23 protein-coding genes are annotated in these 25,973 nt (G+C 35.4%); 12 read left to right on the top strand and 11 right to left on the bottom strand.

What is annotated here, in order from left to right; all coding sequences use genetic code 11:
• Window positions 1-72 precede the first annotated feature (72 nt).
• The 3 genes from lpxB to surE are packed head-to-tail and all read right to left on the bottom strand — an operon-like array spanning window position 73 to window position 2,321.
• Window positions 73-1,191: a lipid-A-disaccharide synthase gene (gene lpxB, locus MMF97_RS06430; RefSeq protein ID WP_243360713.1), complete on the bottom strand. Its 1,119-nt coding sequence runs from the start codon at window positions 1,189-1,191 to the stop codon at window positions 73-75.
• Window positions 1,192-1,201: 10 nt separating this feature from the next.
• Window positions 1,202-1,492: a stationary phase survival protein SurE gene (locus MMF97_RS06425; protein ID WP_243360712.1), complete on the bottom strand. Its 291-nt coding sequence runs from the start codon at window positions 1,490-1,492 to the stop codon at window positions 1,202-1,204.
• Between the two features lies 1 nt (window position 1,493).
• Window positions 1,494-2,321 (bottom strand): 5'/3'-nucleotidase SurE, encoded by an 828-nt coding sequence (surE, locus tag MMF97_RS06420; RefSeq protein ID WP_243360710.1) that lies wholly within the window; start codon window positions 2,319-2,321, stop codon window positions 1,494-1,496.
• Window positions 2,322-2,485: 164 nt separating this feature from the next.
• On the opposite strand from surE, the gene MMF97_RS06415 reads away from it, so the two are divergent.
• Window positions 2,486-5,419 carry a M16 family metallopeptidase gene (locus MMF97_RS06415; protein WP_243360709.1) on the top strand — a complete coding sequence of 978 codons (2,934 nt, stop codon included), beginning with the start codon at window positions 2,486-2,488 and terminating at the stop codon, window positions 5,417-5,419.
• Between the two features lie 98 nt (window positions 5,420-5,517).
• Window positions 5,518-7,887 carry a hypothetical protein gene (locus tag MMF97_RS14690; protein WP_243360707.1) on the top strand — a complete coding sequence of 790 codons (2,370 nt, stop codon included), beginning with the start codon at window positions 5,518-5,520 and terminating at the stop codon, window positions 7,885-7,887.
• Between the two features lie 47 nt (window positions 7,888-7,934).
• Here the strand turns inward: MMF97_RS14690 and acs are convergent, their stop codons facing one another.
• Window positions 7,935-9,833 (bottom strand): acetate--CoA ligase, encoded by a 1,899-nt coding sequence (acs, locus tag MMF97_RS06405; protein WP_243360705.1) that lies wholly within the window; start codon window positions 9,831-9,833, stop codon window positions 7,935-7,937.
• A 445-nt stretch (window positions 9,834-10,278) separates the two neighbouring features.
• On the opposite strand from acs, the gene MMF97_RS06400 reads away from it, so the two are divergent.
• From MMF97_RS06400 to MMF97_RS06365, 8 genes are all read left to right on the top strand, one after another.
• The gene (locus MMF97_RS06400; protein WP_243360703.1) at window positions 10,279-10,761 is read left to right on the top strand and encodes a hypothetical protein; all 483 of its coding nucleotides are present in this window, start codon (window positions 10,279-10,281) and stop codon (window positions 10,759-10,761) included.
• A 91-nt stretch (window positions 10,762-10,852) separates the two neighbouring features.
• Window positions 10,853-11,086: a 50S ribosomal protein L28 gene (rpmB, locus tag MMF97_RS06395; protein WP_243360702.1), complete on the top strand. Its 234-nt coding sequence runs from the start codon at window positions 10,853-10,855 to the stop codon at window positions 11,084-11,086.
• A 41-nt stretch (window positions 11,087-11,127) separates the two neighbouring features.
• Window positions 11,128-11,310: a 50S ribosomal protein L33 gene (gene rpmG / locus MMF97_RS06390; RefSeq protein WP_243360699.1), complete on the top strand. Its 183-nt coding sequence runs from the start codon at window positions 11,128-11,130 to the stop codon at window positions 11,308-11,310.
• Window positions 11,311-11,380: 70 nt separating this feature from the next.
• Window positions 11,381-11,545 carry a DUF4295 domain-containing protein gene (locus MMF97_RS06385; protein ID WP_243360698.1) on the top strand — a complete coding sequence of 55 codons (165 nt, stop codon included), beginning with the start codon at window positions 11,381-11,383 and terminating at the stop codon, window positions 11,543-11,545.
• A gap of 66 nt (window positions 11,546-11,611) precedes the next feature.
• A complete protein-coding gene (ftsY, locus tag MMF97_RS06380; protein WP_243360696.1) occupies window positions 11,612-12,574 on the top strand; it encodes a signal recognition particle-docking protein FtsY in 963 nt (320 codons plus the stop codon).
• A 5-nt stretch (window positions 12,575-12,579) separates the two neighbouring features.
• Complete coding sequence (gene rimO, locus MMF97_RS06375; RefSeq protein ID WP_243360694.1) at window positions 12,580-13,917, top strand: 30S ribosomal protein S12 methylthiotransferase RimO; 1,338 nt, start codon at window positions 12,580-12,582, stop codon at window positions 13,915-13,917.
• Window positions 13,918-14,060: 143 nt separating this feature from the next.
• Window positions 14,061-15,647 (top strand): bacillithiol biosynthesis cysteine-adding enzyme BshC, encoded by a 1,587-nt coding sequence (gene bshC, locus MMF97_RS06370; protein WP_243360692.1) that lies wholly within the window; start codon window positions 14,061-14,063, stop codon window positions 15,645-15,647.
• An 11-nt stretch (window positions 15,648-15,658) separates the two neighbouring features.
• Window positions 15,659-16,741, top strand: a complete 1,083-nt coding sequence (locus tag MMF97_RS06365; RefSeq protein ID WP_243360690.1) for an Ldh family oxidoreductase — start codon at window positions 15,659-15,661, stop codon at window positions 16,739-16,741.
• Window positions 16,742-16,794: 53 nt separating this feature from the next.
• Here MMF97_RS06365 and lepB read toward each other — a convergent pair whose 3' ends face one another.
• From lepB to MMF97_RS06340, 5 genes are read right to left on the bottom strand one after another with little or no spacing between them, the layout of a single operon-like run.
• On the bottom strand, window positions 16,795-18,321 hold the full coding sequence (gene lepB, locus MMF97_RS06360; RefSeq protein ID WP_262916095.1) for a signal peptidase I: 1,527 nt from the start codon (window positions 18,319-18,321) through the stop codon (window positions 16,795-16,797).
• Between the two features lie 2 nt (window positions 18,322-18,323).
• Window positions 18,324-19,073, bottom strand: coding sequence for a 4-hydroxy-tetrahydrodipicolinate reductase (gene dapB / locus MMF97_RS06355; protein WP_243360687.1), 750 nt, complete (start codon window positions 19,071-19,073; stop codon window positions 18,324-18,326).
• A gap of 19 nt (window positions 19,074-19,092) precedes the next feature.
• A complete protein-coding gene (locus MMF97_RS06350) occupies window positions 19,093-19,773 on the bottom strand; it encodes a DUF5683 domain-containing protein (RefSeq protein ID WP_243360685.1) in 681 nt (226 codons plus the stop codon).
• Entirely contained in the window at window positions 19,773-20,669 is an 897-nt protein-coding gene (locus tag MMF97_RS06345; protein ID WP_243360683.1) for a ParB/RepB/Spo0J family partition protein, read from the bottom strand. The genes MMF97_RS06350 and MMF97_RS06345 overlap by 1 nt, the downstream gene beginning before the upstream one ends.
• A 9-nt stretch (window positions 20,670-20,678) precedes the next feature.
• A complete protein-coding gene (locus MMF97_RS06340; RefSeq protein WP_243360681.1) occupies window positions 20,679-21,482 on the bottom strand; it encodes a ParA family protein in 804 nt (267 codons plus the stop codon).
• Window positions 21,483-21,656: 174 nt separating this feature from the next.
• On the opposite strand from MMF97_RS06340, the gene MMF97_RS06335 reads away from it, so the two are divergent.
• On the top strand, window positions 21,657-22,178 hold the full coding sequence (locus tag MMF97_RS06335; RefSeq protein WP_243360679.1) for an NADPH-dependent FMN reductase: 522 nt from the start codon (window positions 21,657-21,659) through the stop codon (window positions 22,176-22,178).
• On the opposite strand, the gene MMF97_RS06330 is transcribed toward MMF97_RS06335, so the two are convergent.
• Window positions 22,175-22,627 carry a hypothetical protein gene (locus MMF97_RS06330; protein ID WP_243360677.1) on the bottom strand — a complete coding sequence of 151 codons (453 nt, stop codon included), beginning with the start codon at window positions 22,625-22,627 and terminating at the stop codon, window positions 22,175-22,177. The genes MMF97_RS06335 and MMF97_RS06330 overlap by 4 nt on opposite strands.
• Before the next feature lie 44 nt (window positions 22,628-22,671).
• On the opposite strand from MMF97_RS06330, the gene MMF97_RS06325 reads away from it, so the two are divergent.
• The gene (locus MMF97_RS06325) at window positions 22,672-24,309 is read left to right on the top strand and encodes an ABC transporter substrate-binding protein (protein ID WP_243360674.1); all 1,638 of its coding nucleotides are present in this window, start codon (window positions 22,672-22,674) and stop codon (window positions 24,307-24,309) included.
• 123 nt (window positions 24,310-24,432) lie between these two features.
• Here MMF97_RS06325 and MMF97_RS06320 read toward each other — a convergent pair whose 3' ends face one another.
• Window positions 24,433-25,971, bottom strand: a complete 1,539-nt coding sequence (locus MMF97_RS06320; RefSeq protein ID WP_243360673.1) for a RagB/SusD family nutrient uptake outer membrane protein — start codon at window positions 25,969-25,971, stop codon at window positions 24,433-24,435.
• Between the last annotated feature and the right edge of the window lie 2 nt (window positions 25,972-25,973).

Genomic DNA, 25,973 nt, shown 5'->3' with positions numbered 1-25,973 from the left:
TACTGTCGGAAACAGGCTATAACTAAATATGCCGTAATTTAAACAAATTTGTTACAATTCAAAAATCTCAATCTAAATCTTTTTATTTTCTATTAAAAAAAGACGTATCAGTTCAGCTGTTTTTTCTGATGCTCCTGCACTTCCCATTTTCAGTAACAACTCATTATAGTTGTTCAACATAGTAATTCTGCCTTCACCTTCAACAATATCTTTCAGTTCGCTGGTGATATTTGCAGTATTACATTTCTCTTGTATAAGTTCGGTTACCACTTTCCTATCCATAATTAAATTTACAAGTGATATGAATTTAATCTTAACCAAGAGTCTGGCAATGGCTATAGAAATTGATCCTCCTTTGTAAACCACTACCTGCGGAACTTTGAAAAGAGCTGTTTCTAAAGTTGCTGTACCCGAAGCCACTATAGCGGCATGAGCAACATTTAAAAGATTATAAGTATCTGCAAAGACAAGGCTCACCTGTTCATCTTTAATAAACGTCTGGTAATATTCTTTGCTAAAAGTAGGTGCCGCAGCTATAACAAACTGATAATTTTCAAATTGGGGCATAACCGAAAGCATAGGCAATAACAGGCGTTCTATTTCCTGTTTGCGGCTGCCCGGTAATAAAGCAATAATAGGTTTATTGGTAAGTTTATTGCGTTCTATGAAAGTTTGATCTGGTTTAAACCTGCTGATTTCATCTAATAAAGGATTGCCTACATAATCAACTTCCATACCCCATGTTTTGTAAAAATCTACCTCAAAAGGTAAAATACAAAACATCTTATCTACGATCCTTTTAATTTTTAAAACCCGTTTTTGATTCCATGCCCACACTTTAGGCGAGATGTAGTAGCATACTTTTATGCCATGCTGTTTCGCAAACTCTGCAATTTTCAGGTTAAATCCCGGAAAATCAATCAGGATTAAAACATCAGGTTGATAATTCAGTATATCGGCTTTGCATTGTTTCAGGTTTTTAAATATGGTGCGAAGGTTTATCAACACTTCCGTAAATCCCATAAAAGCCATTTCGGCATAGTGCTTTACAAGCGTACCACCTTCGGCAAGCATTTTATCTCCACCAAAAAACCTGAAATCAGCATTTTGATCGGTAGCTTTTAAAGCTTTAATCAAATTAGCGCCATGTAAATCTCCTGAGGCTTCTCCTGCTACCAAATAATACTTCATTTAAAAAAATTTAAGACGCAACGTTGATCTCCTGCATCAGTTTATAAATAAAAAAAGCAAAAGCCCACAGAAAAGTAACGGCCAATATTCCCCTTGCGACATGTTCTTTATTGACTTTAAAAAAATAATTCATCAAAAAAGCATTTACTGCAACACATCCAATGAGTAGTAAATCAGCTTCTTTTAATGCTTTAACATGATGCATTAAATACCAGGCTATACTAACCAACACACAAGGTATGGCAAAGCCAACTCCCAAGCCAATCCATACAGAATTTTTAAGCTTTGCAATCAAGCTCATACTAACCTAAGTTTGTACCGTCGGGTCCTGATATTCTTTCTATTTCCGGCTCTCCATTACCAAGGTCCCAGCTGTTAAGAATAGGTATTACATGATGAGCTGTTAAATCAAATTGTACCGGAACCACACTGGCATAGCCATGATTTAAAGCCCACACATCTGTATCTTCACCTTTATCATAATTTTCGAATACTCCTGTAAGCCAATAATAAGGTCTGTTATAAGGATCTTTTCTTTCATCAAAATCTTCGGCCCATTTAGCGTTAGCCTGCCTGCAGATTTTAATCCCTTTAATCTGATCGCCTTTAGGAAAATTTACATTCAGTAAAGTGGCCTCAGGTAAGCCTTTTTCCAACACCTGTAATGCAATTTGTTTAATAAACTTTTTGCAGTGTGAAAAATCTGCATCAGAATCAAAATCATCTAAAGAGAAACCAATCGATGGAATTTTCTCTATAGCTCCTTCTACCGCAGCAGACATGGTACCCGAATAAATTACATTAATAGAATTATTTAATCCATGGTTAATTCCTGAAACACACAGATCGGGTTTCTTACCTTTGAAAACCTTATTTACTGCTAGTTTAACACAATCAACAGGTGTACCTGAGCATTTATACATTTCCACTCCCTCGTACAAATCAACCTTGCTAAAACGTAAAGGCTTACCAATAGTAATGGCATGTCCCATACCCGATTGCGGACCATCGGGAGCAACTACGGTTACTGTTCCTATTTCCTGCATAACCTCTAACAGGGCTTTAATACCCGTTGCTGTTATACCATCATCGTTTACAACCAATATGGTGGGTTTGCTGTGCTTTTTCATGAAGGTAAAAATACGAGAAATAAATTGAAGCTAATGCCATCTATTTTTAACAGTTTGTGTAACTATTTATTTTGATAAGCATTATATTTGAGCTGTAGCTTTGTTGTTACATACAAAGTCTTATAATTAATATCACCAAATAACTTGAAAAAATCCAAGAACGAATGAAAATTAAACTTTTACTGTTTGTATGCCTATTATTTTTAGGCTCAAATCTGTTAGCCCAAACCTCATATCAATGGAAAACGGCAACCTCTGGCGGTTATACCTATAAATATGTAACTAACGACCCATCTAAAACCCGCTTTTACACTTTAAAAAATGGTTTAACAGTTATTTTATCTCCTAATTATGTTGAGCCAAAAATTGAATTCAGAATGAGTGTTAGGGCCGGAAGTAACACTGACCCAAAAAATGCTACCGGTTTAGCGCATTATCTTGAACATTTGTTATTTAAAGGCACTGATAAATTCGGAACGGTAGATTTCGCTAAAGAAAAACCTTATCTGGATAAAATTGATGCGCTTTATGAGAAATACAATAAAACCACAGACGCTGCTCAACGTAAAGAAATTTATAAAGAAATTGATAAAACATCTGGTGAGGCATCAAATTATTCTATTGCAAACGAATATGATAAAATGATGCAAAGCATAGGTGGTAAATCTACAAATGCCCATACATGGTATGAAGAAACCGTTTATAATGAAGATTTCCCATCTAATGCCGTTGATAAATTTTTAGCTATCCAGGCTGAGCGTTTCCGTCAACCTATTTTCCGTATTTTCCATACAGAGCTTGAAGCCGTTTATGAAGAAAAAAACAGAGGATTAGATAATGACGGTAATAAATTAGATGAGGCCATGATGGATAAATTGTTTCCAACGCATAACTACGGCCAGCAAACTACCATAGGTACTATTGAGCACCTGAAAAACCCTTCGTTAATCGAGATCAAAAAATACTATAACAAGTATTATGTTCCTAATAATATGGCAGCCATTTTCGCAGGTGATTTTAATCCAGATGAAATGATTAAAAAGATAGACAAATCATTTAGCTATATGGTTCCTAAACCTGTTACCTTATATAACCCTGCCCCGGAAAAACCACTTACACAAATACAAAAAGTAGAGGTATATGGTCCAAGTGCAGAAATGGTAGATATCTATTATCGTGGATTTGCGCAAAACACAAAAGAGGCATTAATGCTTTCTTTGATACGCAGCATTCTTACAAATGGCAAAGCAGGTCTAATCGACATCAATCTAAACAAGCAACAAAAGGTATTGAGAGCAAGTGCCGGATATCAACAAATGAAAGACTATGGCGTGTTTAATTTATCTGCACAACCTAAACAAGGCCAATCTTTAGAAGACGCTGCAAAACTTCTTTTAGAGCAGATTGATTTATTAAAACAAGGAAAATTTGATGATGATTTATTAAAAGCTATTGTAGCCAATAAAAAATTAAGTTTCTTACAAGCCTTCGATAACAATAACAGCCGTGCTGAATACCTTTCTACTGAATTCATTATGAATCGTGGTACTGAATGGGAGAAAAGCCTGAACGAAAATAATGACCTTGCTAAAATAACCAAGGCACAGGTAGTTGCTTTTGCCAAAACATTCTTTAAAGACAATTATGTAATTGGCTTTAAACATAAAGGAGAAGACAAAAATGTGATAAAAGTTGAAAAACCGGCCATTACACCTATTAATCCTAACAGTGATTTAAGTTCTCCATTTGTTAAAAACATCATCAATGCCCCGATAAAACCCCTTGCGCCTAAATTCTTGGATTATCAGAAAGATATTTCTTTCGGTAAATCTGGTATAGCAGAAGTAATGACAATCAAAAATACTGAAAATCCAATTTTCAGAATGTCATACAGATTTAATATAGGTGCTAATAACTATAAATTATTACCTTATGCCTCTTCTTACTTAACTTACCTAAGCACCAACAAATATTCTGCAGAACAGTTAAGTAAACAATTTTATGATATAGCATGTTCTTACAGCCTTAATGTAGGTAGCGATGTAACCACTATTAACATTAGCGGCTTACAGGAAAACTTTGAAAAAGCTGTAGGATTGGTAGAGCATATTTTCAATAATATTCAGGTTAATGAAAAAGCGCTTGCTGAGCTAAAAAGTAATATTTTAAAATCAAGAGAAAACAGCAAACTGAATAAAGGTGCAATCATGAATGCATTAACTTCTTACGCTCAGTTTGGATCATTAAACCCTTATAATAATGTTCTGAGCAATGATGAGGTAAAAAACATCAAAGCTGAAGACCTGATCAACCTGCTGAAAAACTTAAATAATTATGAGCATGTAGTTACTTATTACGGGCCAAAAGATCTTAATGCTTTCTCTGCTGATATTGCTAAATTACATACCCTACCAAAAGAATTTACACCTGCTGCTCCTGCTCATCAGTATAAATATACTTCTCAAACCGAGAACCAGGTATATTTTGCTAACTATGACATGGTACAATCAGAAATTCGCTGGTTAAGAAATACAGGTGTATATAATAAAAATGACGGTGGAACCATCGAAGTTTTTAATAGCTATTTTGGTGGTGGAATGGGTTCTATCGTATTCCAAACCATCAGAGAATCTAAAGCCTTAGCTTATTCTACTTTTGCAAGCTATGTAACTCCTGACAGATCAGATAAGGATTATAGTATGATTGCTTATGTAGGTAGCCAGGCCGACAAAATGAACGAAGCAGTTGCGGGTATGAACGAGTTATTGAACACGCTTCCTCGCAATGAAAAAACTTTTGAGGGTGCTAAAACCAATGTGTTAACCGGTTACGAATCTGCAAGAATTGTAAAAGACGCTATCTTTAATTACTATTTCGCTGATAAGAAATTGGGTTATAATTATGATTCAAGAATGGATCGTTATAAAGCTGCAAAGCCAATTACTTTCGACAATATCAATACCTTCCATGAGCAAAAAATTGCGCATAAACCTTATACATATCTGATCGTTGCATCAGATAAACGTGTAAAACAAGAAGATATGCAGAAATTTGGCAAGGTTACGACTTTAACTTTAGAACAGTTATTCGGTTATTAAGCAATAGTCTCATTGTAAAAAATGAGAAAACTGGGAGTATGACCACTCCCAGTTTTTTTATGAGAAAATTTTTAGAATCACTACTTTTAGAGCTATAAATGCGTAAACTATTTTTCTTCCTCTTTCTTTTTATCTTACACAGCTCATTAAAAGCTCAGGATCCTTTACAGCATAATTTTGCATGGTATAAAAAAGCCATTAACAGTGGAAGCTTATTTGTTCACTTTGATAAGAATGTATATGCAGGTAACGAGCAGATTTATTTTACTGCCTATATTCTAAAAGCAAAAGATCTTAACCAGCATCAGGTTTTATCTGTTGCATTGGTAAGAGATGCAGATAGCACAGTTATTAAACAGGAAAAGTTTGTAGCCGGTAATGGTCTGTCATTTGGGCAATTTGCAGTACCTGATTCTATTATTCCGGGTAATTATCACTTAAATGCCTTTACCAATGTTTTGTTGAACAACCAGCCTGAGTTATTTTTTTCTCAGCCTGTTACCATAAAATCTGCTTTAGATCCTAATTTTAAAGTAAACATGCAGTTCCTGTCTAAAGAAAATGGTTTTAACAATGTTTTAGTTTCTGTTCTTTCTGCCAAAAATACATTTCTACCTAAGCCTGCATCAGTTATTTATACGTATAATAACAAAATAAATAAGGCACAGACCAGTCCTTCAGGGCAATTGATCTTAAAAATACCAGAAACTATTAATCAGACAGATCCTAATTTATATGCTAAGGTAAAATACCTGAAAGATAGCACTTTTATCCATATGCCCTTACCTCAACCTAAAGGAAACGCATCGGTTAAATTTTATCCTGAAGGAGGTGATTTAATTGCTGGGCATAAAAATAAAGTGGGCTGGGAAGTTAAAGACCTGCACAAACGCCCTTTATCTACAAAAGCCATTTTATATCAAAATAACATTCCTATAGATACCATTGAGACTAGCGATTATGGAATCGGACATTTTTTTATCGTTCCTGATATAAGCAGCTCTTATCAATTAAAACTTTTGCATTCTGATGTAAAAGACAGTTTATATAAACTACCCGTTCCTTTAAAGAAAGGCTTAAATGTAATCATAAGAAATGCACTTCCTAATGATACTTTGAAATTTGTCGCAAATTCTACACATTCGCAAAAGATCATAATCAGGGTTCATAATTTTAAAGATGTTTTCGCTTATTTTCCTTACCAGGTCAATAAAGGAAGTACTTCTTTTAGTATACCATTAGATGAAGTTCCAAAGGGAATAAAAGCGATTACTATAACCGATAGTCTTGAAAGACCATTAGCCGAACGTTTATTCTTTGCACATTATAATAAAGAAAAGGAAGACATCCACATAGCAACAGATAAACCAAGTTACAATACCAGAGAAAAAATAACCTTAGACTTAGATTTAGCAGAAACAACTTTACCTTCCTTTGCTTCTATTGCATGCGTACAGGAAAACCGGGTAGAAACAAAAAACAAATTAGACATAGAAACCTATGCGTATCTGCAGAATGAGCTTGAAAATTTACCGGTAAGTTTGAACGGAACGGGTTATAAAAACGCTAATTATGCCGAACAGTTCTTGTTAGTTAAGGGATGGCGTAAATATAACTGGGATAAGCTTACTCATATTAAAGCAACAGACACTCTGGTAAAAACAAGTAATATGATTTTAAATGGCAGAGCTACACGCAACAATAAACCCTTAATCAAACCTGTGACACTTGGTACAATGGGTGCTGCTACCCTTAGTATAATTACAACTCAGAACAACGGAAATTTCAGTTTAAACAATGACCAGTTAGTTATGGCTTCGGGCAAGAAACTTTATCTTTTTGTAAATGGAAAAGATAATACGAACTATGACCTTATTATTGATGATGAAATGCTTAATGAAGGTATTCACACCAGTAAAAACTGGAAAAATCAGGACGGCATGTTACCTTCTGCCTTGATCAATAATTCTGAGCTTCTTTTAAAAGCCAATGAAAAAATCATTCAGCTTAAAGAAGTGGTCATAAAAACCAATAAAGACAATACATTTTATGGCGGCGGGCCAAATGCCTGCGGAGATTATGTATGTAGATATAATATTTTAAATTGTAGAAATCATATTGGTGATCCCGCAAACCGCGCTCCCGAGCAAGGTAAAAGCTACATGTTAGATGGGCGTACTACGTTATACACGGGTTGCTCCGTACCTGATAAAAAAACATTTCTTGAAATAAAAGGCATACAGGAAGCCAAAGAGTTTTATGTAAATGACTACAAAGACCCAATGGAACCAGCCTTCTTTTCTACTTTATACTGGAACCACGGTATATTTTTAAAACCTCAGGAAAAACAACAAATCAGCTTTTATGCCGGTGATATTTCCGGAAGATTCAAAGTCATTGTACAAGGAATAAATGCTAAAGGCGTCATTTATAAAGAATACACTTTTACTGTAAATAATAAGAAATAGAAAAGGCCTTTAACAAGGCCCTTTTCTTATTATAATATTTATAAATTTTATTTCAGTTTAGCTGCTGCTGCTGTAATCTCTTCAACTACAGCAGGGTCTAACAAGGTTGAAATATCTCCTAAGTTTGAAGTATCTCCTTCAGCAATTTTCCTTAAAATCCGACGCATAATTTTACCTGAACGGGTTTTTGGTAATCCTGAAACAAACAAAATCTTATCCGGCTTTGCAATAGCCCCTATCACACGACTTACAGTCTGAAGAATATCTTTCTTTGTCAGATCATCATCATGATGATGGTTAGGGTAAATAACAAAAGCATAAATTCCCTGCCCCTTAACATCATGCGGATAGCCTACAACTGCACTTTCTATTACTCCGGCATGCATATTAATGGCATTTTCTACTTCTGCGGTACCAATTCTGTGACCCGAAACATTTAATACATCATCTACCCTTCCGGTAATTCTGTAGTATCCGTCTTCATCACGTAAACAGCCATCTCCTGTAAAATATAAACCAGGATAAGCAGAGAAGTAAGTCTGACGGCAACGTTCATGGTCTCCATAAGTTGTTCTCAACATACCTGGCCAAGGAAACTTAATACATAAATTCCCACTTACATCGTTTCCTTCAATTTCTTTTCCATTCTCATCAACCAATATAGGTTGTACCCCTGGCAAAGGTAAAGTCGCAAAACTTGGTTTGGTTTGGGTCACCGTAGCAATTGGGGAGATCATAATGCCTCCTGTTTCTGTCTGCCACCAGGTATCAACAATCGGAGCCTGTTTATACCCTACTTTTTCATTAAACCAGTGCCATGCCTCCTCATTAATAGGTTCACCAACAGATCCTAAAACTCTCAAAGTACTTAAATCTTTACCCTGTAAAGGTTCTTCTCCAAATCCCATTAAGCTTCTTATCGCTGTCGGAGCGGTGTACAAAATATTAACCTTATGCTTTTCAACAATATCCCAGAAACGTGATGGAGTTGGATATGTTGGTACCCCTTCAAAAAGTAGCGTAGTTGCACCTTGAGATAAAGGTCCATATACAATATACGAATGACCTGTAATCCACCCGATGTCTGCTGTACAGAAATAAACCTCTTCTGGTTGATAGTTAAATACATTGGTAAAAGTATAACCTGCATATACCATATACCCACCGCAGGTATGTACCACACCTTTAGGCTTGCCTGTTGAACCCGATGTATACAAGATAAAAAGCATATCTTCTGCATCCATTTCTTCGGCTTCACATACGGCATCCACATGTTTTACCTCATCTTCCCACCATACATCTCTTCCTTTAAGCATACTTACCGGTGTTCTTACATGTGTAAGCACAATAACTTTCTCAACTGAAGGGCACGCGATCAAAGCATCATCTATCACTTCTTTCAAAGGAATAGGTTTTGCACCACGGTATACGCCATCTGCAGTTATTACCAGTTTACACTGCGCATCATTTATTCTGTCGGCAATAGATTTGGCAGAGAAGCCTCCAAAAACTACAGAATGTACAGCACCAATACGGGCACAAGCCAGTACCGCTATAGCTAACTCAGGCACCATAGGCATGTAAATACATATCCTGTCTCCTTTTTTGGCACCATTCCTTTTCAATACGTTGGCAAATCTGCAAACACGCTCATGCAGCATTTTATAGGTTAAAGTAATGCTTTCTTCTTCAGGATTATTAGGTTCCCATATAATTGCAGGCTTATCTCCATTTTTAGCTAAATGGCGATCCAGACAGTTTTCTGTAATGTTTAATTTAGCCCCTTCAAACCATTTTATATTGGGTTCTTCAAAGTTCCAAGACAGAACTTTATACCAGGGCTTTCTCCATGTAAAATTTTGAGCGATCTCGCCCCAGAATTGCTCCGGGTTTTCAACGCTTTTTTTATAGTTTTCCTGATACTGCTCAAAAGATGTGATCTGCATAATATTAAATCATTGTTTTAGTATCTGCTAAATTAATAATTTAATACTTAAACAATATGCTTTTTACTTTTAAAACAGAATAAAAAACATCCCTTTAGCATAGCCGTTTCGCTATATTGTAAAGGGATGCAAGAAGGTTAATTTCGCCTCTTCGTACTCAAATAAAGAGCACAAGCGTAAAGATGACGAGACTTTAAAAAGAACTTATTCAATTCTTTTTGAAAGCATTAATCCAGATTGTATATCACAAATGTAAGGCATATCGATTCCCTAAAGAATACCCAATTGTGGGTATTTTATCCAAAAAATTGAATGTCTATCACAAAAAATTATAAAATTTCAACAAAAACATCGTGTTAATTTCTCTGAGAATTTAAACCTTTTTATCAGTAAATACATTTCAATATGATTATATTTGATATTCAGGAACTAAAATCATATTAACATGAAGAGAAAAGTATTTTTATTATTTATTGTAGGGCTTAGCATTGCCAACATCAAGACTTTTGCATCTATTAGTTTACAAACAGATTCGGTTAAACCTTATACTGTAATTAATAAATCAGGCAATATAGAAGGCGTTTTAATTAGCAAGAAGAAAAAAGGTGATAATAAGATTTTTCTGATGGTAGGCAGCAGAGAAATTAAAAATAAAAATGAGCATGCTGCTTCGCTTGGCATATCAGGAACAACCGAATCTCAGGAAAGGAAAGACCAGACAGGCCCTATTTTCAATAAGATTGATATCTTAAGTGGCAATTATAGTGACATTAGCGTAGTTAAACAAACCACAACGCAAAACTTATATACCTTAAAAGACGTGGTATTCCCTTTACATCTGAAAATGCGAGATGGTAAAAATTTTATTGAATTTGAAATAAAGGAAAAAGGTACCTGGGATATAAATGTGATTTATAAAAATAATTAATTAATATCTGTTGCTATTTATAATTATTATTCAGATATTTGCACACTCTTAAAAAAATTAAGCGACAATAATTAAATAACAAAATAAAGTCATGTCAAGAGTTTGTGATTTAACCGGAAAGACTGCCATGAAAGGCCATAACGTTTCGCACTCGAACGTTAAAACCAAACGTAAGTTTTATCCGAACCTACAACTTCAGAAGTTTTATATCCCTGAAGAAGATCGTTGGATAACACTAAAGGTATCTACTTCTGCTATTAAAACTATTAATAAAATTGGAGTTTCTGAAGCGATCAATCGTTTCTTGAAAAAAGGATATTTGTAAAAACATTGGCCTGCTAAATAGCGGCTGTAATTATTATTAAAATGGCAAAAAAAGGTAATAGAGTACAAGTTATTTTAGAATGTACAGAGCATAAAGCTAGCGGAATGCCAGGTATGTCTAGATACATTTCTACAAAAAACCGTAAAAACACTACAGAGCGTTTGGAGTTGAAAAAATACAACCCGGTTTTAAAGAAAGTAACCGTACACAAGGAAATAAAATAATTAGATGGTTAAAATGAATAAATAAGTTTTCAATTGATAGCTTTTTATTCAATCATTAATTTTAAACAACATGGCAAAGAAAGTAGTTGCGACCTTAAAAACAGGTACTGGTAAAGAGTATTCAAAAGTGATCACTATGGTTAGATCACCTAAAACTGGCGCATATTCATTTAAAGAATCTATCGTTCATAACGATCACGTTAAAGATGCTATTGCTGCTGCAAACAGCAAATAGGTATAGTCTAAAATAACTTTAGAGCCGTTCCGTTACTTATGGAAGGGCTTTTTTATTTTTAAAATTATGGGTTTATTCGATTTTTTTAAGAAAAAGGAAACTGCTCCTGAAGCACAGGAAGCTTTAGATAAGGGTCTTGAAAAAACAAAAGAAGGTTTCTTTTCAAAACTAACTAAAGCTGTAGCAGGTAAATCAACCGTTGATGATGATGTGCTAGATAATTTAGAGGAAGTACTCGTAACCTCAGATGTAGGTGTTAGTACGACCTTAAAAATTATAGAACGCATTCAGGAGAGAGTGGCTAAAGATAAGTATCTTTCTACTTCCGAATTAAATCACCTATTGCGAGATGAGATACAGCTCCTACTAGCCGAAAATAACAGCAATGATTTCAGAAATTTTGAATATGGCAACCATAAACCTTATGTGATCATGGTTGTTGGTGTTAACGGTGTAGGTAAAACTACCACAATTGGCAAATTGGCTCATAAACTTAAAAAAGAAGGACTTAATGTGGTTCTTGGGGCTGCCGATACTTTCAGGGCTGCTGCCGTGGATCAGATCAAATTATGGGGAGAACGCGTAGATGTACGGGTAGTTGCTCAGGCAATGGGTTCTGATCCTGCTTCAGTTGCGTTTGATACGCTTCAATCGGCTGTAGCCAATCAGGAAGACGTAGTAATTATCGATACAGCCGGCCGCTTGCATAATAAAGTAGGCTTAATGAATGAATTAAGTAAAATCAAAAAAGTGATGCAAAAAGTTGTACCTGATGCTCCACATGAAATTTTACTTGTTCTGGATGGTTCAACGGGTCAAAATGCGTTTGAACAATGCAAGCAATTTACAGAAGCTACTGATGTAAATGCTTTAGCCATTACTAAACTAGACGGAACTGCTAAAGGTGGTGTGGTGATAGGTATTTCAGATCAATTCAAAATACCTGTTAAATATATTGGTGTAGGGGAAAAAATGGACGATTTACAATTATTCGATAAGAAAGATTTTGTGAATTCGTTATTCAAATAATATTCATGATTACTAAAAATAAATCTGCAAAGATAAAAGCAAGTGCTCAACCTAAAATAAACGTAATTACTTTAGGCTGCTCAAAAAATACTTATGATTCTGAAGTGTTAATGGGACAGCTAAAAGGAAACAATCTCAATGTAGAGCACGAATCTGATAAAGTAGGAAAAAATGATATTGTAGTAATTAACACCTGTGGTTTTATTGATAATGCCAAGCAGGAATCTATTGATACCATTTTACAGTACAGCCAGTTAAAAGAACAGGGAAAAGTAGGGAAAGTAATTGTTACAGGTTGTTTGTCTGAACGCTATAAACCAGAATTAGAATCAGAAATTACTAATGTTGATGCTTTTTATGGCACTAATGACCTGCAGAATATACTGCATAATTTAGGAGCAGATTATAAACATGAATTAATTGGAGAACGTTTACTTACTACGCCTTCTCATTTTGCTTATTTTAAAATAGCAGAGGGATGTAATCGTCCCTGCTCTTTTTGCGCCATCCCGCTAATGCGTGGCAAACATTTATCACGCGATATGAATGAGCTGGTAAATGAAGCAAAAATTTTAGCTGCCAATGGCACAAAAGAATTGATTTTAATTGCACAGGATCTAACCTATTATGGCCTAGATCTGTATGGCAAACGCAATTTAGATGAGTTGTTGAGGCGTTTATCTGATGTTAATGGAATAGAATGGATCAGGTTACAATACGCCTATCCTTCGGGTTTTCCGATGGAAATATTAGATGCCATGAACGAGCGTGAGAATATTTGCAAATATTTAGACATGCCTTTGCAACATATTACCGATAATATGTTAAAATCAATGCGAAGAGGCATCACTAAGCAAAAAACCATAGATCTGGTTAACGAGATAAGAGCTAAGGTTCCAAATATAGCTATGCGTACCACATTAATTTGCGGATATCCAGGCGAAACTGAAGTTGATTTCGAAGAAATGTATAACTGGGTAGAACAAACCCGTTTTGATCGCTTGGGTTGCTTCACTTATTCGCATGAAGAAAAAACCCATGCCCACACTTTAATTGATGATGTACCTGAAGAAATAAAACAGGAACGTGTAGATGCCATCATGGAACTGCAACAAGGCATTTCTTATGAGATTAATCAGGAAAAGGTAGGACATACATATAAAGTACTTATTGACAGAAAAGAGGGAGATTTCTTTATAGGCAGAACTGAATTCGATTCGCCAGAAGTAGATAATGAAGTTTTAATAGATGCTGCCACAGGTTATGCAGCAGTAGGTAGCTTTGTAAATGTTAAAGTTGACCGGGCAGAAGATTTTGATCTTTATGGTCATATTATACAATAAGCAATCGTTTTAAATTTCAAGATACTGTAAAAGCCGAAGCAAATGCTTCGGCTTTATTTGTAACTTACCTACCTGTGTACAGAATGTAAAATAACTTGACTTAATTATTTCATTTAGTAATTTCATTTAAATTAGCTGAACATATGAAGGCAAAATATATTGCATATCACGAAACACATTCATTTTCTAATCTTGTAATAGATTATGTTAACGATAACCCTTCTTTAAAGCCTTTTTATAGCTTCAGACCCGATATTGAAGGAATTAAAGAAGCCGTTAATAAAAGAAATTTTAAAGGCAACAGGCAAAAGCTTGTAGAAGTATTGCAAAGTCAGTATGCTAACATCAATATTAAACCTGCGGTTAGCAACAATATCAAACTTTTGCTCAATGAAAATACATTTACAGTAACCACGGGGCATCAGCTCAATTTGTTTACAGGCCCCCTCTATTTTATTTATAAAATTGTAAGTACTATTAATCTGGCACTTGAGTTAAAGATTGCTTATCCTGAAAAGAATTTTGTACCCGTATATTGGATGGCTACAGAAGATCATGATTTTGAGGAGATCAATCATATCAGCGTTGATGAAAAAAATATCAGCTGGATACAACAAACCAATGGTGCTACAGGCAGGCTTAGTACAAAAACGGTTACCGCAGCAGTACAGGCATATAAAGCTTATTTAGGTATAAGTGAAAACGGCAAGAAACTGGCCAGAATAGTTGAAGATGCTTACCTCAAAAACAGCAATTTAGCTGATGCTACAAGATCATTGGTAAACCAGCTTTTTGAAAAATACGGATTGGTAATTATAGATGCTGACCATGCTGTATTCAAACATGAATTTGCGGAAATTATTAAACAGGATATTTTACAGGAGAACAGCTCTGCTTTAGTTGATAAAGCCAGTACCGAATTGGCAAACCTAGGTTATAAAAACCAGGTTAATAGCAGAGACATTAATTTCTTCTACCTTAAAGAAAATCTGAGAGAACGTATTGTCAAAAACGGTGAAAAATACGAGGTTAACCATACGGATATTTCTTTTTCTGAGGATGAATTAATAAACGAAGTCAATACACACCCTGAAAGATTTAGTCCCAACGTAATTATGAGGCCACTCTATCAGGAAGTAATCCTACCTAATATTGCTTATATAGGCGGAGGAGCCGAAGTTGCCTACTGGATGCAGCTGAAAGAAAATTTTGATTTTTATAAAACCGATTTCCCAGTTTTGTTGCTAAGGAATTCTGCATTGCTTATAGATGAACGTAGCATGAGTAATATCCATTCTTTGGGTTTTAATCTTGAAGACATTTTCTTATCTGTAAACAAGCTCCAGGAGAAATGGATTAAAGAAAATAGTCAGGAAAAACTTAGTTTGGCAGACGAAGCGGCAATTATCAATGCAGGTTTCGACCGAATAAAGCTAAATGCATTTAAAATAGATAAAACATTAGAACATTCTGCCGAAGCAGCAAAAATCAAAACCAATAAGCTATTAGCCCAATTGGAAAAGAAAATATATAAAGCTGAGAAACATAAACATGAGGTATCTATAACACAGATTGAAAATCTGAAAAAACGTTTATTTCCTAATGGAGTTTTGCAGGAACGGATAACAAACATCGCTCCTATGTATGTAAATTATGGTGATGACTTTATTTCTACGTTAATAGAAAATTTTGAGCCTCTAGGTGGCGATTTTACGGTTATCATCCCCTAACATTAAGTTAAATGAATTACATCAATTTTACTGAAGATAAACTAAGAACATTTACTTACCATATTTTTAAACATATGGGCTGTTCTAACGAACATGCCAAATTAGCTACAGATGTTTTAATTAGGGCCGATTTGCGAGGCATCGATTCGCATGGTGTTGCCCGTTTGAGTGGTTATGTACGTTTGTGGGAGAAAAAAAGAATTAATACAACACCAAATATAAAGATTGTACACGAAACTGCTACCACTGCTACCATTGACGGTGATGCTGGTTTAGGTTTAGTTGTAGCTCCTTTTGCCATGCGGGTTGCCATTGAAAAAGCAGAAAAATACGGAAGTGGCTGGATTGCTGTTAAAAATTCAAATCACTTTGGCATAGCTGGCTACCACGCCTTAATGGCAGTAGAAAAAGATATGATAGGTATCAGTATGACCAATGCCAGCCCTTTAGTTGCCCCTACTTTTTCTAAAGAACGCATGTTAGGTACCAATCCAATGTGTTATGCTTTTCCTGCTTCTAAATATCCGCCTGTAATTGTTGATATGGCAACCGCTGCTGCTGCAAACGGGAAACTGGAAATTGCACAAAGAGCAAAAAAACACATTCCTTCCGGATGGGTGCAAAACCAAGCAGGAGAACCTTCTGTAAACGCCAGTGAGTTAAAAGAAGGCGGTTCTTTATTGCCATTAGGTAGTGACAAAGACCATGGCAGCCATAAAGGTTATGGTCTTGGTGCAACAGTAGATATTTTATCTGCTGTTTTATCAGGTGCTAATTACGGCCCTTGGGCCCCTCCTTTTGTTGCATTTTTAGAACCTTCAGCTAATCCTGTTGGACAAGGCTTAGGGCATTTTTTTGGTGCTTTAAGTGTAAATGGTTTCCGTCCGGCGCAAGAATTTAAGGATCACATGGACAACTGGATTAAACGCTTCAAAAATGCCGAAACCATTCATCCGGAGCAGCGTGTTATCATACCCGGCGAACCTGAATTTGAATTTGAACAGGAACGTAAAGCAGCTGGTATTCCATTAATAGATGTTGTGGTAAACGACCTTAACCAACTGGCAGAAAAACTGGGTGTAGAAAAGCTTTAAGAAATACACTTAAAACAAGAAAGCATTACCTTAAGGTAATGCTTTCTTGTTTTTTAATGAATGCCTTTCAATATTCTGCTCCACCTTATCTTACTAAAGAAGGAAGCATCGCTATCTATGCTCAACCAAATAAACAAGGCTTTGCCTACAATATGATCTTCAGGTACAAACCCCCAGTATCTTGAATCTGCAGACTGATGGCGATTATCACCCATCATCCAGTAATAGTTCATTTTAAAAGTATAGGAAGTTGCTTTTTTACCATTTAATAGCCAGTCATTACCAATTTTCTGTAATGTATTTCCTTCATAAACTCGTATTGCACGTTCATAAAGTGGCATATTTAAGCTATCCAGACTTACAGTCCATCCCTTTTTAGGAACAATAAAAGGACCAAAATTATCTAAATTCCAGGCACGTTTATCATCATGAGGAAAAATTAGTTTATCGTAATAACCTTTTTCTTCTATATTCTCTTGTATACTCTTTACAAATTCAGATTTCTTTAACTCTGCGATCATATCAGGTGTTCCATCCATTTGGTACATGTTGGGCAGAGCAGTTGGCGCTATTTTAAGACCTAAATCTTCAAATAATTTCAGGTTAATATCTGATGTTTTAAATTCTACTACATAAGAAAACCACCCTGTACCTTTTAGAGGTTCTTTTTTACCATTAACAATGGCCATGCCTCTATCCATACTTATGGTATCACCTGCAATAGCAATACAACGTTTGATAAAGTTTTCTCTTTTATCTACTGGTCTGCTTACCACTGTAAAATGAGATCTGATAGACTGAGGTGTTTCTCCTCTTAACTGCATCTGATAATAATTATCATCAGGTGCTTCAATCATGGCGGTGTCTCCTTCAGGAAAATTAAATACCACTACATCATTGCGCTTAATATCCTGAAAACTAGGCAATCTCCTGTATTTCCATTGTATGCCATCATAATAAGCTTTTGTGCCAATTATAGGCATGGTATGATGGGCAAATGGGAAAGCAACTGGTGTCATCGGAATACGGGCACCATAATTAACTTTACTTACAAATAAAAAGTCGCCCACTAAAAGCGAACGCTCCATAGATCCCGAAGGAATGGTATAAGCTTCAATGAAAAATACCCTGATTATAGTAGCGGCAATAACTGCAAAAACAATTGCATCTACCCACTCTCTGGTTTTAGTTTTTTTAAGTTTATATTTTTTGTTAAATTCTGGTGAGGCAGATTCTCCTAGGTATTCTAATTTTTTATCAAATCCCCATTTAGGAAAAAAATAAAAAGATAGAATTATAGCACCTACATGTTCTCCGAACGTAAATTTACCAAATGACTTAACAAAATCAATTGTTATTCCAATAGCTACAAAAAAGTTAACACCTGGAATAAAAAGTAAGAAAAACCACCAGGCTGGTCTGCCTGAAGCTTCTATCATTATATAATAATTATAAAACGGTATTAAAGATTTCCATCCAGGATAACCTGCTTTTTCAAATAATTTCCAAAGACCAATTTGATATAATATTATAATTGGTGATAAAAATAATAAGGTGATTAAATAAGCATGTAACTCCATTTTTAGTCTATTAATTTAAAATTAAAAACATCGGCTATATTGTAAAAGCCTTGTTTATTTTGCAGCCATTCTGCTGCTATTACTGCTCCTAAGGCAAAGCCTGCCCGGTTATGTGCAGTGTGTTTAATTTCTATATCATCTACTTCCGAACTGTAAAGTACAGAATGCGTACCCGGAACGTTTTCAATGCGATGAGATTCTATCAATAACTGGTCATTCTTTACCACTTCTAATTCCTGACTTCCTATCAGTTCATTAACCCACTCGTTTTTACGCTCCAATTGATCTATAATACCTTCTGCTATGGTCATTGCAGTTCCACTTGGTGCATCCAGTTTTTGGGTATGGTGAATTTCTTCTACCTGTACATCATATTCAGGATACTTATTCATTAACCTGGCTAAAAATTTATTAAGGTGAAAGAACAGATTAACACCCACACTAAAATTAGAGCCATATAATAAAGTATTGTTACTGGCCAGGCAATCATTTTTAATGTTCTGTAGTTCTCCATACCATCCTGTAGTTCCTACTACTATAGGCAAATTTACTTCAAAACATTTATATATATTATTGATTACGGCATCGGGAGTGCTAAAGTCTATGGCAACATCTGCTTTACTTAAATTTTCTTTAGTCAGATCATCCAGGTTATTCACTGTAATTTTAAGCACAATGTCATGACCGCGTTGCATTGCCATACGCTCTATCATTTGCCCCATTTTACCATAACCTAAAAGTGCTATTTTCATGTTTGTTTTAAATTTAGGGTTAAAAACGTAAAGTGAGTTTCATAGCCGGTACAGACTGATATCCATACATGGTAGCCGTGCCTGTTGAAATTACCGACGGAGATATCTTAAAAGACAATGTTTCATCTACACTAAAATACTTTAACCGAGCCGTAATATAAGCATCTAAAACATTTAAACCATATAAACCCACTAATGAAATGAGCACAACTTCTCTGTTCCGCTTATATATATTCTTAGCTACAATTAAAGCATCTGTATTAGGGTAATTCTGTAAATTACCTTCAGGATCGGGTTGGTTATTATGAGATTGTCTGTACTGAAGTTCGCGTAAAAACCGCTTATAGCTATTGTTGTTATCTATGTAGGAACTTACAAGTAAGGTTCCTCCCCCATAAATTGCAGCAATTTTGCCAATAATATATATTTTCTGACCTATCCTTTTAGTCTGTACTCTGCCACTTTTTATATCATCCACAATCAGACCATAATTATAAGCCTGACCTAAGCCCGGAAAAATCAATGAGCGGTAAACAGCTTTTTTACCAGCAATTTTACCTTGATTTACATATTTAGGTGCATTGAGTGTATCTAAAGTTCTTTCATTTTTTATACTATCTGTTACTTTTCCCTTATTCTGCTGGCCTTTTGCATAATAAAAAGTTAAAGTGAGTAAAAAAAATGTGAGCAGGTTTCGCATTACCAGTCTAATAATTCTAAAATTCGGTTAAGATCATTACTATTAACAAAAGGTATTTCTATGCTTCCTTTTCCGTTGTCTTTTACTTTTAACTTAACTTTAGTTGAAAATTTAGAGGATAAATCGTTTTGTAATTTCTGGTATTCAAAAGATACAGGTTCTGGCGTAGTTTGTGGTTTTACAACAACATGATTGATGCCACGAACCATTTCTTCTACTTTACGAACAGAAAGTCCTTTATCAATAATTTCATGGTGAATATAAAGTTGTTTGTCTGTTTCTTCAACACTGATCAAAGCACGGGCATGTCCCATAGAGATTTTTCCATCGCGAATGGAAGCTTGAATTACAGGAGGTAATTTAAGTAAACGCAAATAATTACTTACCGTAGTTCTGTTCTTACCTACACGCTCTCCTAATTGCTCTGCTTTAAGATTACATTCATCTATCATCTGCTGAAAACTTAAAGCCACTTCAATAGCATTAAGATTTTCTCTCTGAATATTTTCAATAAGTGCCATTTCCAGCATCTGCTGGTTATCTGCAGTACGGATATAAGCTGGTATTTCAGTAAGTCCGGCAAGTTTTGAAGCTCTAAATCTTCGTTCTCCAGAAATTAACTGGTATTTATCACCGTTTTTACGAACGGTTATAGGTTGTATAAGTCCTTGTACTTTGATAGAATCAGACAATTCATTTAATGCAACCTGATCAAATTCTGTACGTGGCTGATAAGGATTAGTTTCTATATCCTCTATTTTGATAAAACTGATGCTACCCACAGCAGGAGCCACAGCAACCTCTGCACCGGTTTTGGTGGCATTTACAGTTTCATTATCATCTAAAAGTGCACTTAATCCTTTTCCTAATCCTGTTTTTCGCTGAAATGAAGTCATTTAAATAATTTAAATTGTTGCGGTTTTAATCTCCTCATCTTCTGTTACCAGACCATTTTTACGCACAATTTCTCTGGCAAGATTTAAATAATTGATAGCACCTTTACAGCTTGCATCGTGCATAATTACCGATACGCCATAACTCGGAGCTTCACTTAAACGGGTATTACGTTGTATAATGGTATCAAATACCAAGTCTTGGAAATGCGTTTTTACTTCTTCTACTACCTGGTTAGATAAGCGTAACCTTACATCATACATCGTCAGTAAAATACCTTCAATCTCTAACGAAGTATTTAACCTGTTTTGTACAATTTTAATGGTATTTAACAATTTACCTAATCCTTCTAATGCAAAATACTCGCATTGTACCGGTATGATAACAGAATCAGCTGCAGTTAACGAGTTAATGGTAATTAAACCCAAAGAAGGAGAGCAATCAATAATGATAAAATCATATTGATCTTTTACTTTATCCAACACCGCTTTCATTTTATATTCACGCTCGGCCATGTTGATCATTTCTATTTCAGCTCCTACTAAATCTATATGAGCCGGTAAAAGATCAAGGTTAGGCGTATCTGTTTTGATAATGGCTTCAGTAGCCTCAATACCGTTTATGATACATTCATAAATACTGTTTTTGATGTTGCGGGGATCAAAACCTATTCCTGAAGTAGAGTTGGCCTGTGGATCGGCATCAACCAATAGAGTTCTATATTCTAAAACCGCTAAACTGGCAGCTAAATTAATAGATGAAGTTGTTTTTCCAACTCCTCCTTTTTGGTTGGCTAAAGCTATTATTTTACTCATTTGCTTTTATGAACAAAGCCATGGAAGGCCACGACTTATTTTAAAAATATTTTTTAAAAATGCTATTTTTGTAAGGTATACTGCACATTTTAACAGTTAGCTAAGATACGAAGTAAAACTAAAAATACGCACTTTACCTATAAGTGTTTTTCACATGTTATTAACATTTTTTGCATGAATACCATCATTGTTGGCACCAATCGCCCGAACAGTTTTTCCTTAAAAGTTGCCAATTTTTATCAAAAAGAATTGGCTAAAAAGGGGTTAGAAACCAATCTCTTTAACTTACAGGATTTACCAGATAATTTTATTGCCAACGACCTGTACGGAAAAAAAAGTGCAGAATTTGAGAAAATACAACTTATGGTTACACAAACCGATAAGTTTTTATTTATTATACCAGAGTACAATGGCAGTTATCCGGGTGTACTTAAAGCATTTATAGATGCCTGTGTTTTTCCTGAAAGCTTCTACAATAAAAAAGCATGTTTAACAGGAATCTCATCTGGCAGGTATGGAAATATAAGGGGTGTAGAACACTTTAACGGGGTTTGTGCTTATTTACACCTTAATGTAATGCCATTACGCATTCATATCTCTCAAATTAAGCAGGAACTTAATGAGAATGGCGATTTTTACAAAGAGGATACTTTAAAGTTCGTAAATGAGCAGATGGATAAATTTGTAAGCTATTAGAGTGTAAACTTTATCCACTTATCTCCCTCAAAACCAAAAATAAAATGCCCCGGATGTATCATTTCTGCAATATCTTCGGTTAAAGCAACCGCATCTGCAGGTTTGGCAGCCTGGTAAGCATCTGCCAATAAATAAACTCGGTTATATTTAACTGCAGACCAGTTTTCATCCAATAATGTTGGTACCAGCCGCATCAGTTCCTCAAGCGTTTTTCCTTCCTCATAAAAGATCAGAAAAGCGGCTTCACCTGCACTGGTAGTTAAAGCTGCTCCAGCGCCTTCAGCATAATCCATTAAGGTTAAACCCGGATGAGCAAGTGTGTCTAAAATACAAACCGGAACCTTATCCATAAACTTAATTTTATGCTCAACAATAGCCAAACGCTCTTCTAATTCTTCCCTCAGATTTGAATCAATTTCGCTTTTTATAAGTTTATTTAAACCAGACATGAGATTTTATTTATTAATTTGGCAAAAATACTATTCTAATTCCGATGCGAACAATAAAACCGTACTTATTTTGGCTTTTAAGTGTTGTTCTTTTTATTTCATGTAGCCGAAAAGCAGACCATGACAATAAAAAGGTTTTTAATATCAATCTAGATCAAAATCTTACCTCCTTAGATCCGGCCTTTGCACGTAACCAAAATGCAATATGGATGATCAATCAGGTTTTTAACGGATTGGTACAAATAGATAAAGATTTAAATACTGTTCCTTGCATCGCTAAATCATGGTCAGTTGATGAAGATGGTCTTACCTATACTTTTAATCTACGTAACGATGTGTATTTTCACGATGATCCACTTTTTAAAGACGGAAAAGGAAGAAAGGTAGTCGCCTCAGATTTTGCATACAGTTTTTACCGTTTAATAGATCCTAAAGTTGCTTCTTCTGGTGGTTGGATCTTTAGTGACAAGGTTAAAGATCAAAATAGTTTTACTGCAATTAACGACAGTACTTTTCAGATTAAATTAACCAAACCTTTTCCTGCTTTCCTTAATCTTTTAACTGCCCAATATTGTTCTGTAGTACCCAAAGAAGTGGTAGAGCATTATGGAAAAGATTTCAGGAATCACCCGGTTGGCACCGGCCCTTTTAGGTTTAAATACTGGAAAGAAGATGAAATCTTAGTTTTATTAAAAAACGACAATTACTGGGAAAAAGATTCTGCCAATAACAGACTACCCTTTTTAGACGCTGTAAAAGTTACTTTCATTAGCGATAAGCAAAACGCTTTCATGAATTTCATCAAAAAAGAACTCGACTTTTTTTATAGTGTTGATGGAAGTTACCGGGACGACATTTTAACCAAAAGCGGAAAAATGACCCATAAATATGAAGGTAAATTCCAGCTTTTTAAAGGGTCATATTTGTGTACGGAATATGTGGGTATTTTAGTAGATCCCAACAATGCACTGGTTAAAGGTTCTCCCTTGTCATTAAAAAAAGTACGTCAGGCCATTAACTATGCCATAGATAAACCTAAATTAATTAAATATTTACGAAACAGCATTGGCATACCGGCAACTTCCGGTTTCATACCTGAAGGAATGCCTGGCTTTGACAGCACTAAAGTTAAGGGTTATGTTTACGACTTAAGTAAAGCCGAGCAATTATTAGCTGAAGCAGGTTTTCCGCATGGTAAAGGAATGCCTGTGGTTACGCTTACCACCTCAACTACTTATAAAGATCTCATTGAATTTATACAAGGTGAGCTTACCAATATTGGCATGAAAGTAAAAGTAGATGTAATGCCCGCAGCTGGTTTGCGTGACCTGATGTCAAAAAATGAGGTTGCGTTTTTCAGAGGTTCATGGATATCTGATTATCCAGACGGCGAGAATTACCTTTCTGTTTTTTATTCAAAGAATAAGGTTCCTTTTGGCCCTAATTATACAGGTTATTTCAATAAAGATTTTGACCGCTTATTTGAGCAGAGTTATTATGAAAAGGATACTCAGAAACGATATGATCTCTACCATAAAATGGAAAATATGATTGTGGAAGATGCACCGGTTGTACCTTTGTTATATGACCAGTGCGTAGTAATGGTACAGAACAATATATCTGGTTATCAGATCAATCCTTTAGCTTTAATGATACTGAAAAATGTAAAAAAACAACAGTAAAAAAGAGGCTGTCTGATTTTTTCTTAGTGTCATTCCGTATTTAATACAGAATCCTCTACTCATTAGATCCTGAAACGAGTTCAGGATGACGAATAAGAAAGGTTTTCAAACAGCCTCTCACCATTATGGGTTTTGGTCAGTAGGCTTCATCGCCTTATTGGTATTTAACTCATCTTGAGGTATTTTATATTCCCATAAGTCATTCTTTGAAGCCTTTTCTTTAAACAAGGTAAAGGCAATAGTAAGATAGCTTACAGAACTTACTCTCGGATTATCCATTCCATTTCTGTCCATATCAGAATCCGTTCTCTTCAAATCGTAAAATCTAAATCCTTCTCCCCACAATTCTACTCTACGTTGAAACATAATCTCATCTATAAGAGCTGCCCCTGTCTTAGTAGAAAGTGTATAATTAGCATCCCTGTTTTTAGCCAGAATATAAAGTACCTGTGCTGCGTCTGCATCTCTACCTCCCATTCTTGCCAATGCCTCAGCCTCAATCAATATTAATTCTGCAGTTCTCATCAAAGGAATATCTCCTGCTCTGCTTTTAATATCAGGCACCATGAATTTTCTGTTCATGTATTTAACGTAAGCCGTACCACTTGGCGGATTTCCTGTATTTCCGTCTCTAACACCGAAATATTGTTTGTCACCAGCAGAACCATCCCACCATAACTTTTTCCGGATATCGGTTGAAGTTAGTCGGTTAAACAGAATGGAATTGATCATTTTGGGTTCAACCCTGCTAAAAGAAGAAGCGTAATTACCTGCTATGTAAGAATAAAATGCGCCGTAATTAGGTAACTGATCTCCTAGTTGGTTAATACTCCAAAGCCATTCTTTGTTATCCATTGTGGTAAACTTATCAACGTATTCTGTACCGGTCATCAAAGCTTTACCTGCTCTGGCTTCGCTGGCGTATTTAACAGCATTTGGCCAATCCTGCATGGTTAAGGCCACACGTGCTTTAATGCCTTTTGCCACATTTACATTAATGTGTGTATTAATTGTAGTATTGGCATGCCCCAGTAAAGAAATAGCCAAATCTAAATCTTTATTAATCTGAGTATAAACTGCCTCCACCGATGATCTTGGCTGATCTACTCCATCTGATGAAATTACGATAGGAATACCGGGCTGGGTATTTTGCTTACCAGCTTCATAGCGTTTGCCATACAATTGCACCAAGTTAAAGTGACACCATGCTCTCATAGCAAGGGCTTCGCCTTTAATTGTGTTTTTATCTGTTTCTGCTCCTTCTATCCCGTCTATATTATCAATAATCATGTTAGCATTACTGTTAATACGATAGTAAAGCATATAAGGATATTTAGCCAGCGCACTGGCAGCATTCCTGTGATCTTCCCAACGTAAAGCAGGCTTATGATAAGTATAGGTATTTCCAGACCATACCAGATCTTCTCCCATTGCATCCATATTAATCATCATGGCTGCATGCCCATCCTGCGACTGGTTACTGATTTGAAGATAAAGCAAACGGTACATACCGTTTACAGCTAATTTAGCATTGGTGATGTTTTCAAAAACGGTAGTTTGAGCCACCTGATCTGTTGGGAATGTATTTAAAAATTCTTTTTTGCAGCCAACAGAAGCCATTAAACTTCCGGCCAGCATAAATATATATATCTTATTTTTCATGT

The organism is Pedobacter montanisoli (assembly GCF_022809115.1).
In the GTDB taxonomy this organism is placed as follows: Bacteria; Bacteroidota; Bacteroidia; order Sphingobacteriales; family Sphingobacteriaceae; genus Pedobacter; species Pedobacter montanisoli.
Note: the sequence above shows the minus strand (reverse complement) of the source record. Positions and strands in the feature narration are given on the sequence as shown.

Excerpts from the sequence above, each read along its gene's own strand:
- surE (WP_243360710.1), bottom strand. The coding sequence starts at position 2,321 with ATGAAAAAGCACAGCAAACCCACCATATTGGTTGTAAACGATGATGGT.
- rimO (WP_243360694.1), top strand. The coding sequence starts at position 12,580 with ATGATTACTAAAAATAAATCTGCAAAGATAAAAGCAAGTGCTCAACCT.
- MMF97_RS06365 (WP_243360690.1), top strand. The coding sequence starts at position 15,659 with ATGAATTACATCAATTTTACTGAAGATAAACTAAGAACATTTACTTAC.
- acs (WP_243360705.1), bottom strand. The coding sequence starts at position 9,833 with ATGCAGATCACATCTTTTGAGCAGTATCAGGAAAACTATAAAAAAAGC.
- lpxB (WP_243360713.1), bottom strand. The coding sequence starts at position 1,191 with ATGAAGTATTATTTGGTAGCAGGAGAAGCCTCAGGAGATTTACATGGC.
- MMF97_RS14690 (WP_243360707.1), top strand. The coding sequence starts at position 5,518 with ATGCGTAAACTATTTTTCTTCCTCTTTCTTTTTATCTTACACAGCTCA.
- MMF97_RS06335 (WP_243360679.1), top strand. The coding sequence starts at position 21,657 with ATGAATACCATCATTGTTGGCACCAATCGCCCGAACAGTTTTTCCTTA.
- MMF97_RS06330 (WP_243360677.1), bottom strand. The coding sequence starts at position 22,627 with ATGTCTGGTTTAAATAAACTTATAAAAAGCGAAATTGATTCAAATCTG.
- lepB (WP_262916095.1), bottom strand. The coding sequence starts at position 18,321 with ATGGAGTTACATGCTTATTTAATCACCTTATTATTTTTATCACCAATT.
- MMF97_RS06400 (WP_243360703.1), top strand. The coding sequence starts at position 10,279 with ATGAAGAGAAAAGTATTTTTATTATTTATTGTAGGGCTTAGCATTGCC.
- dapB (WP_243360687.1), bottom strand. The coding sequence starts at position 19,073 with ATGAAAATAGCACTTTTAGGTTATGGTAAAATGGGGCAAATGATAGAG.
- MMF97_RS06325 (WP_243360674.1), top strand. The coding sequence starts at position 22,672 with ATGCGAACAATAAAACCGTACTTATTTTGGCTTTTAAGTGTTGTTCTT.
- rpmG (WP_243360699.1), top strand. The coding sequence starts at position 11,128 with ATGGCAAAAAAAGGTAATAGAGTACAAGTTATTTTAGAATGTACAGAG.
- ftsY (WP_243360696.1), top strand. The coding sequence starts at position 11,612 with ATGGGTTTATTCGATTTTTTTAAGAAAAAGGAAACTGCTCCTGAAGCA.
- rpmB (WP_243360702.1), top strand. The coding sequence starts at position 10,853 with ATGTCAAGAGTTTGTGATTTAACCGGAAAGACTGCCATGAAAGGCCAT.
- MMF97_RS06345 (WP_243360683.1), bottom strand. The coding sequence starts at position 20,669 with ATGACTTCATTTCAGCGAAAAACAGGATTAGGAAAAGGATTAAGTGCA.
- MMF97_RS06425 (WP_243360712.1), bottom strand. The coding sequence starts at position 1,492 with ATGAGCTTGATTGCAAAGCTTAAAAATTCTGTATGGATTGGCTTGGGA.
- MMF97_RS06415 (WP_243360709.1), top strand. The coding sequence starts at position 2,486 with ATGAAAATTAAACTTTTACTGTTTGTATGCCTATTATTTTTAGGCTCA.
- MMF97_RS06340 (WP_243360681.1), bottom strand. The coding sequence starts at position 21,482 with ATGAGTAAAATAATAGCTTTAGCCAACCAAAAAGGAGGAGTTGGAAAA.
- bshC (WP_243360692.1), top strand. The coding sequence starts at position 14,061 with ATGAAGGCAAAATATATTGCATATCACGAAACACATTCATTTTCTAAT.
- MMF97_RS06385 (WP_243360698.1), top strand. The coding sequence starts at position 11,381 with ATGGCAAAGAAAGTAGTTGCGACCTTAAAAACAGGTACTGGTAAAGAG.
- MMF97_RS06320 (WP_243360673.1), bottom strand. The coding sequence starts at position 25,971 with ATGAAAAATAAGATATATATATTTATGCTGGCCGGAAGTTTAATGGCT.
- MMF97_RS06350 (WP_243360685.1), bottom strand. The coding sequence starts at position 19,773 with ATGCGAAACCTGCTCACATTTTTTTTACTCACTTTAACTTTTTATTAT.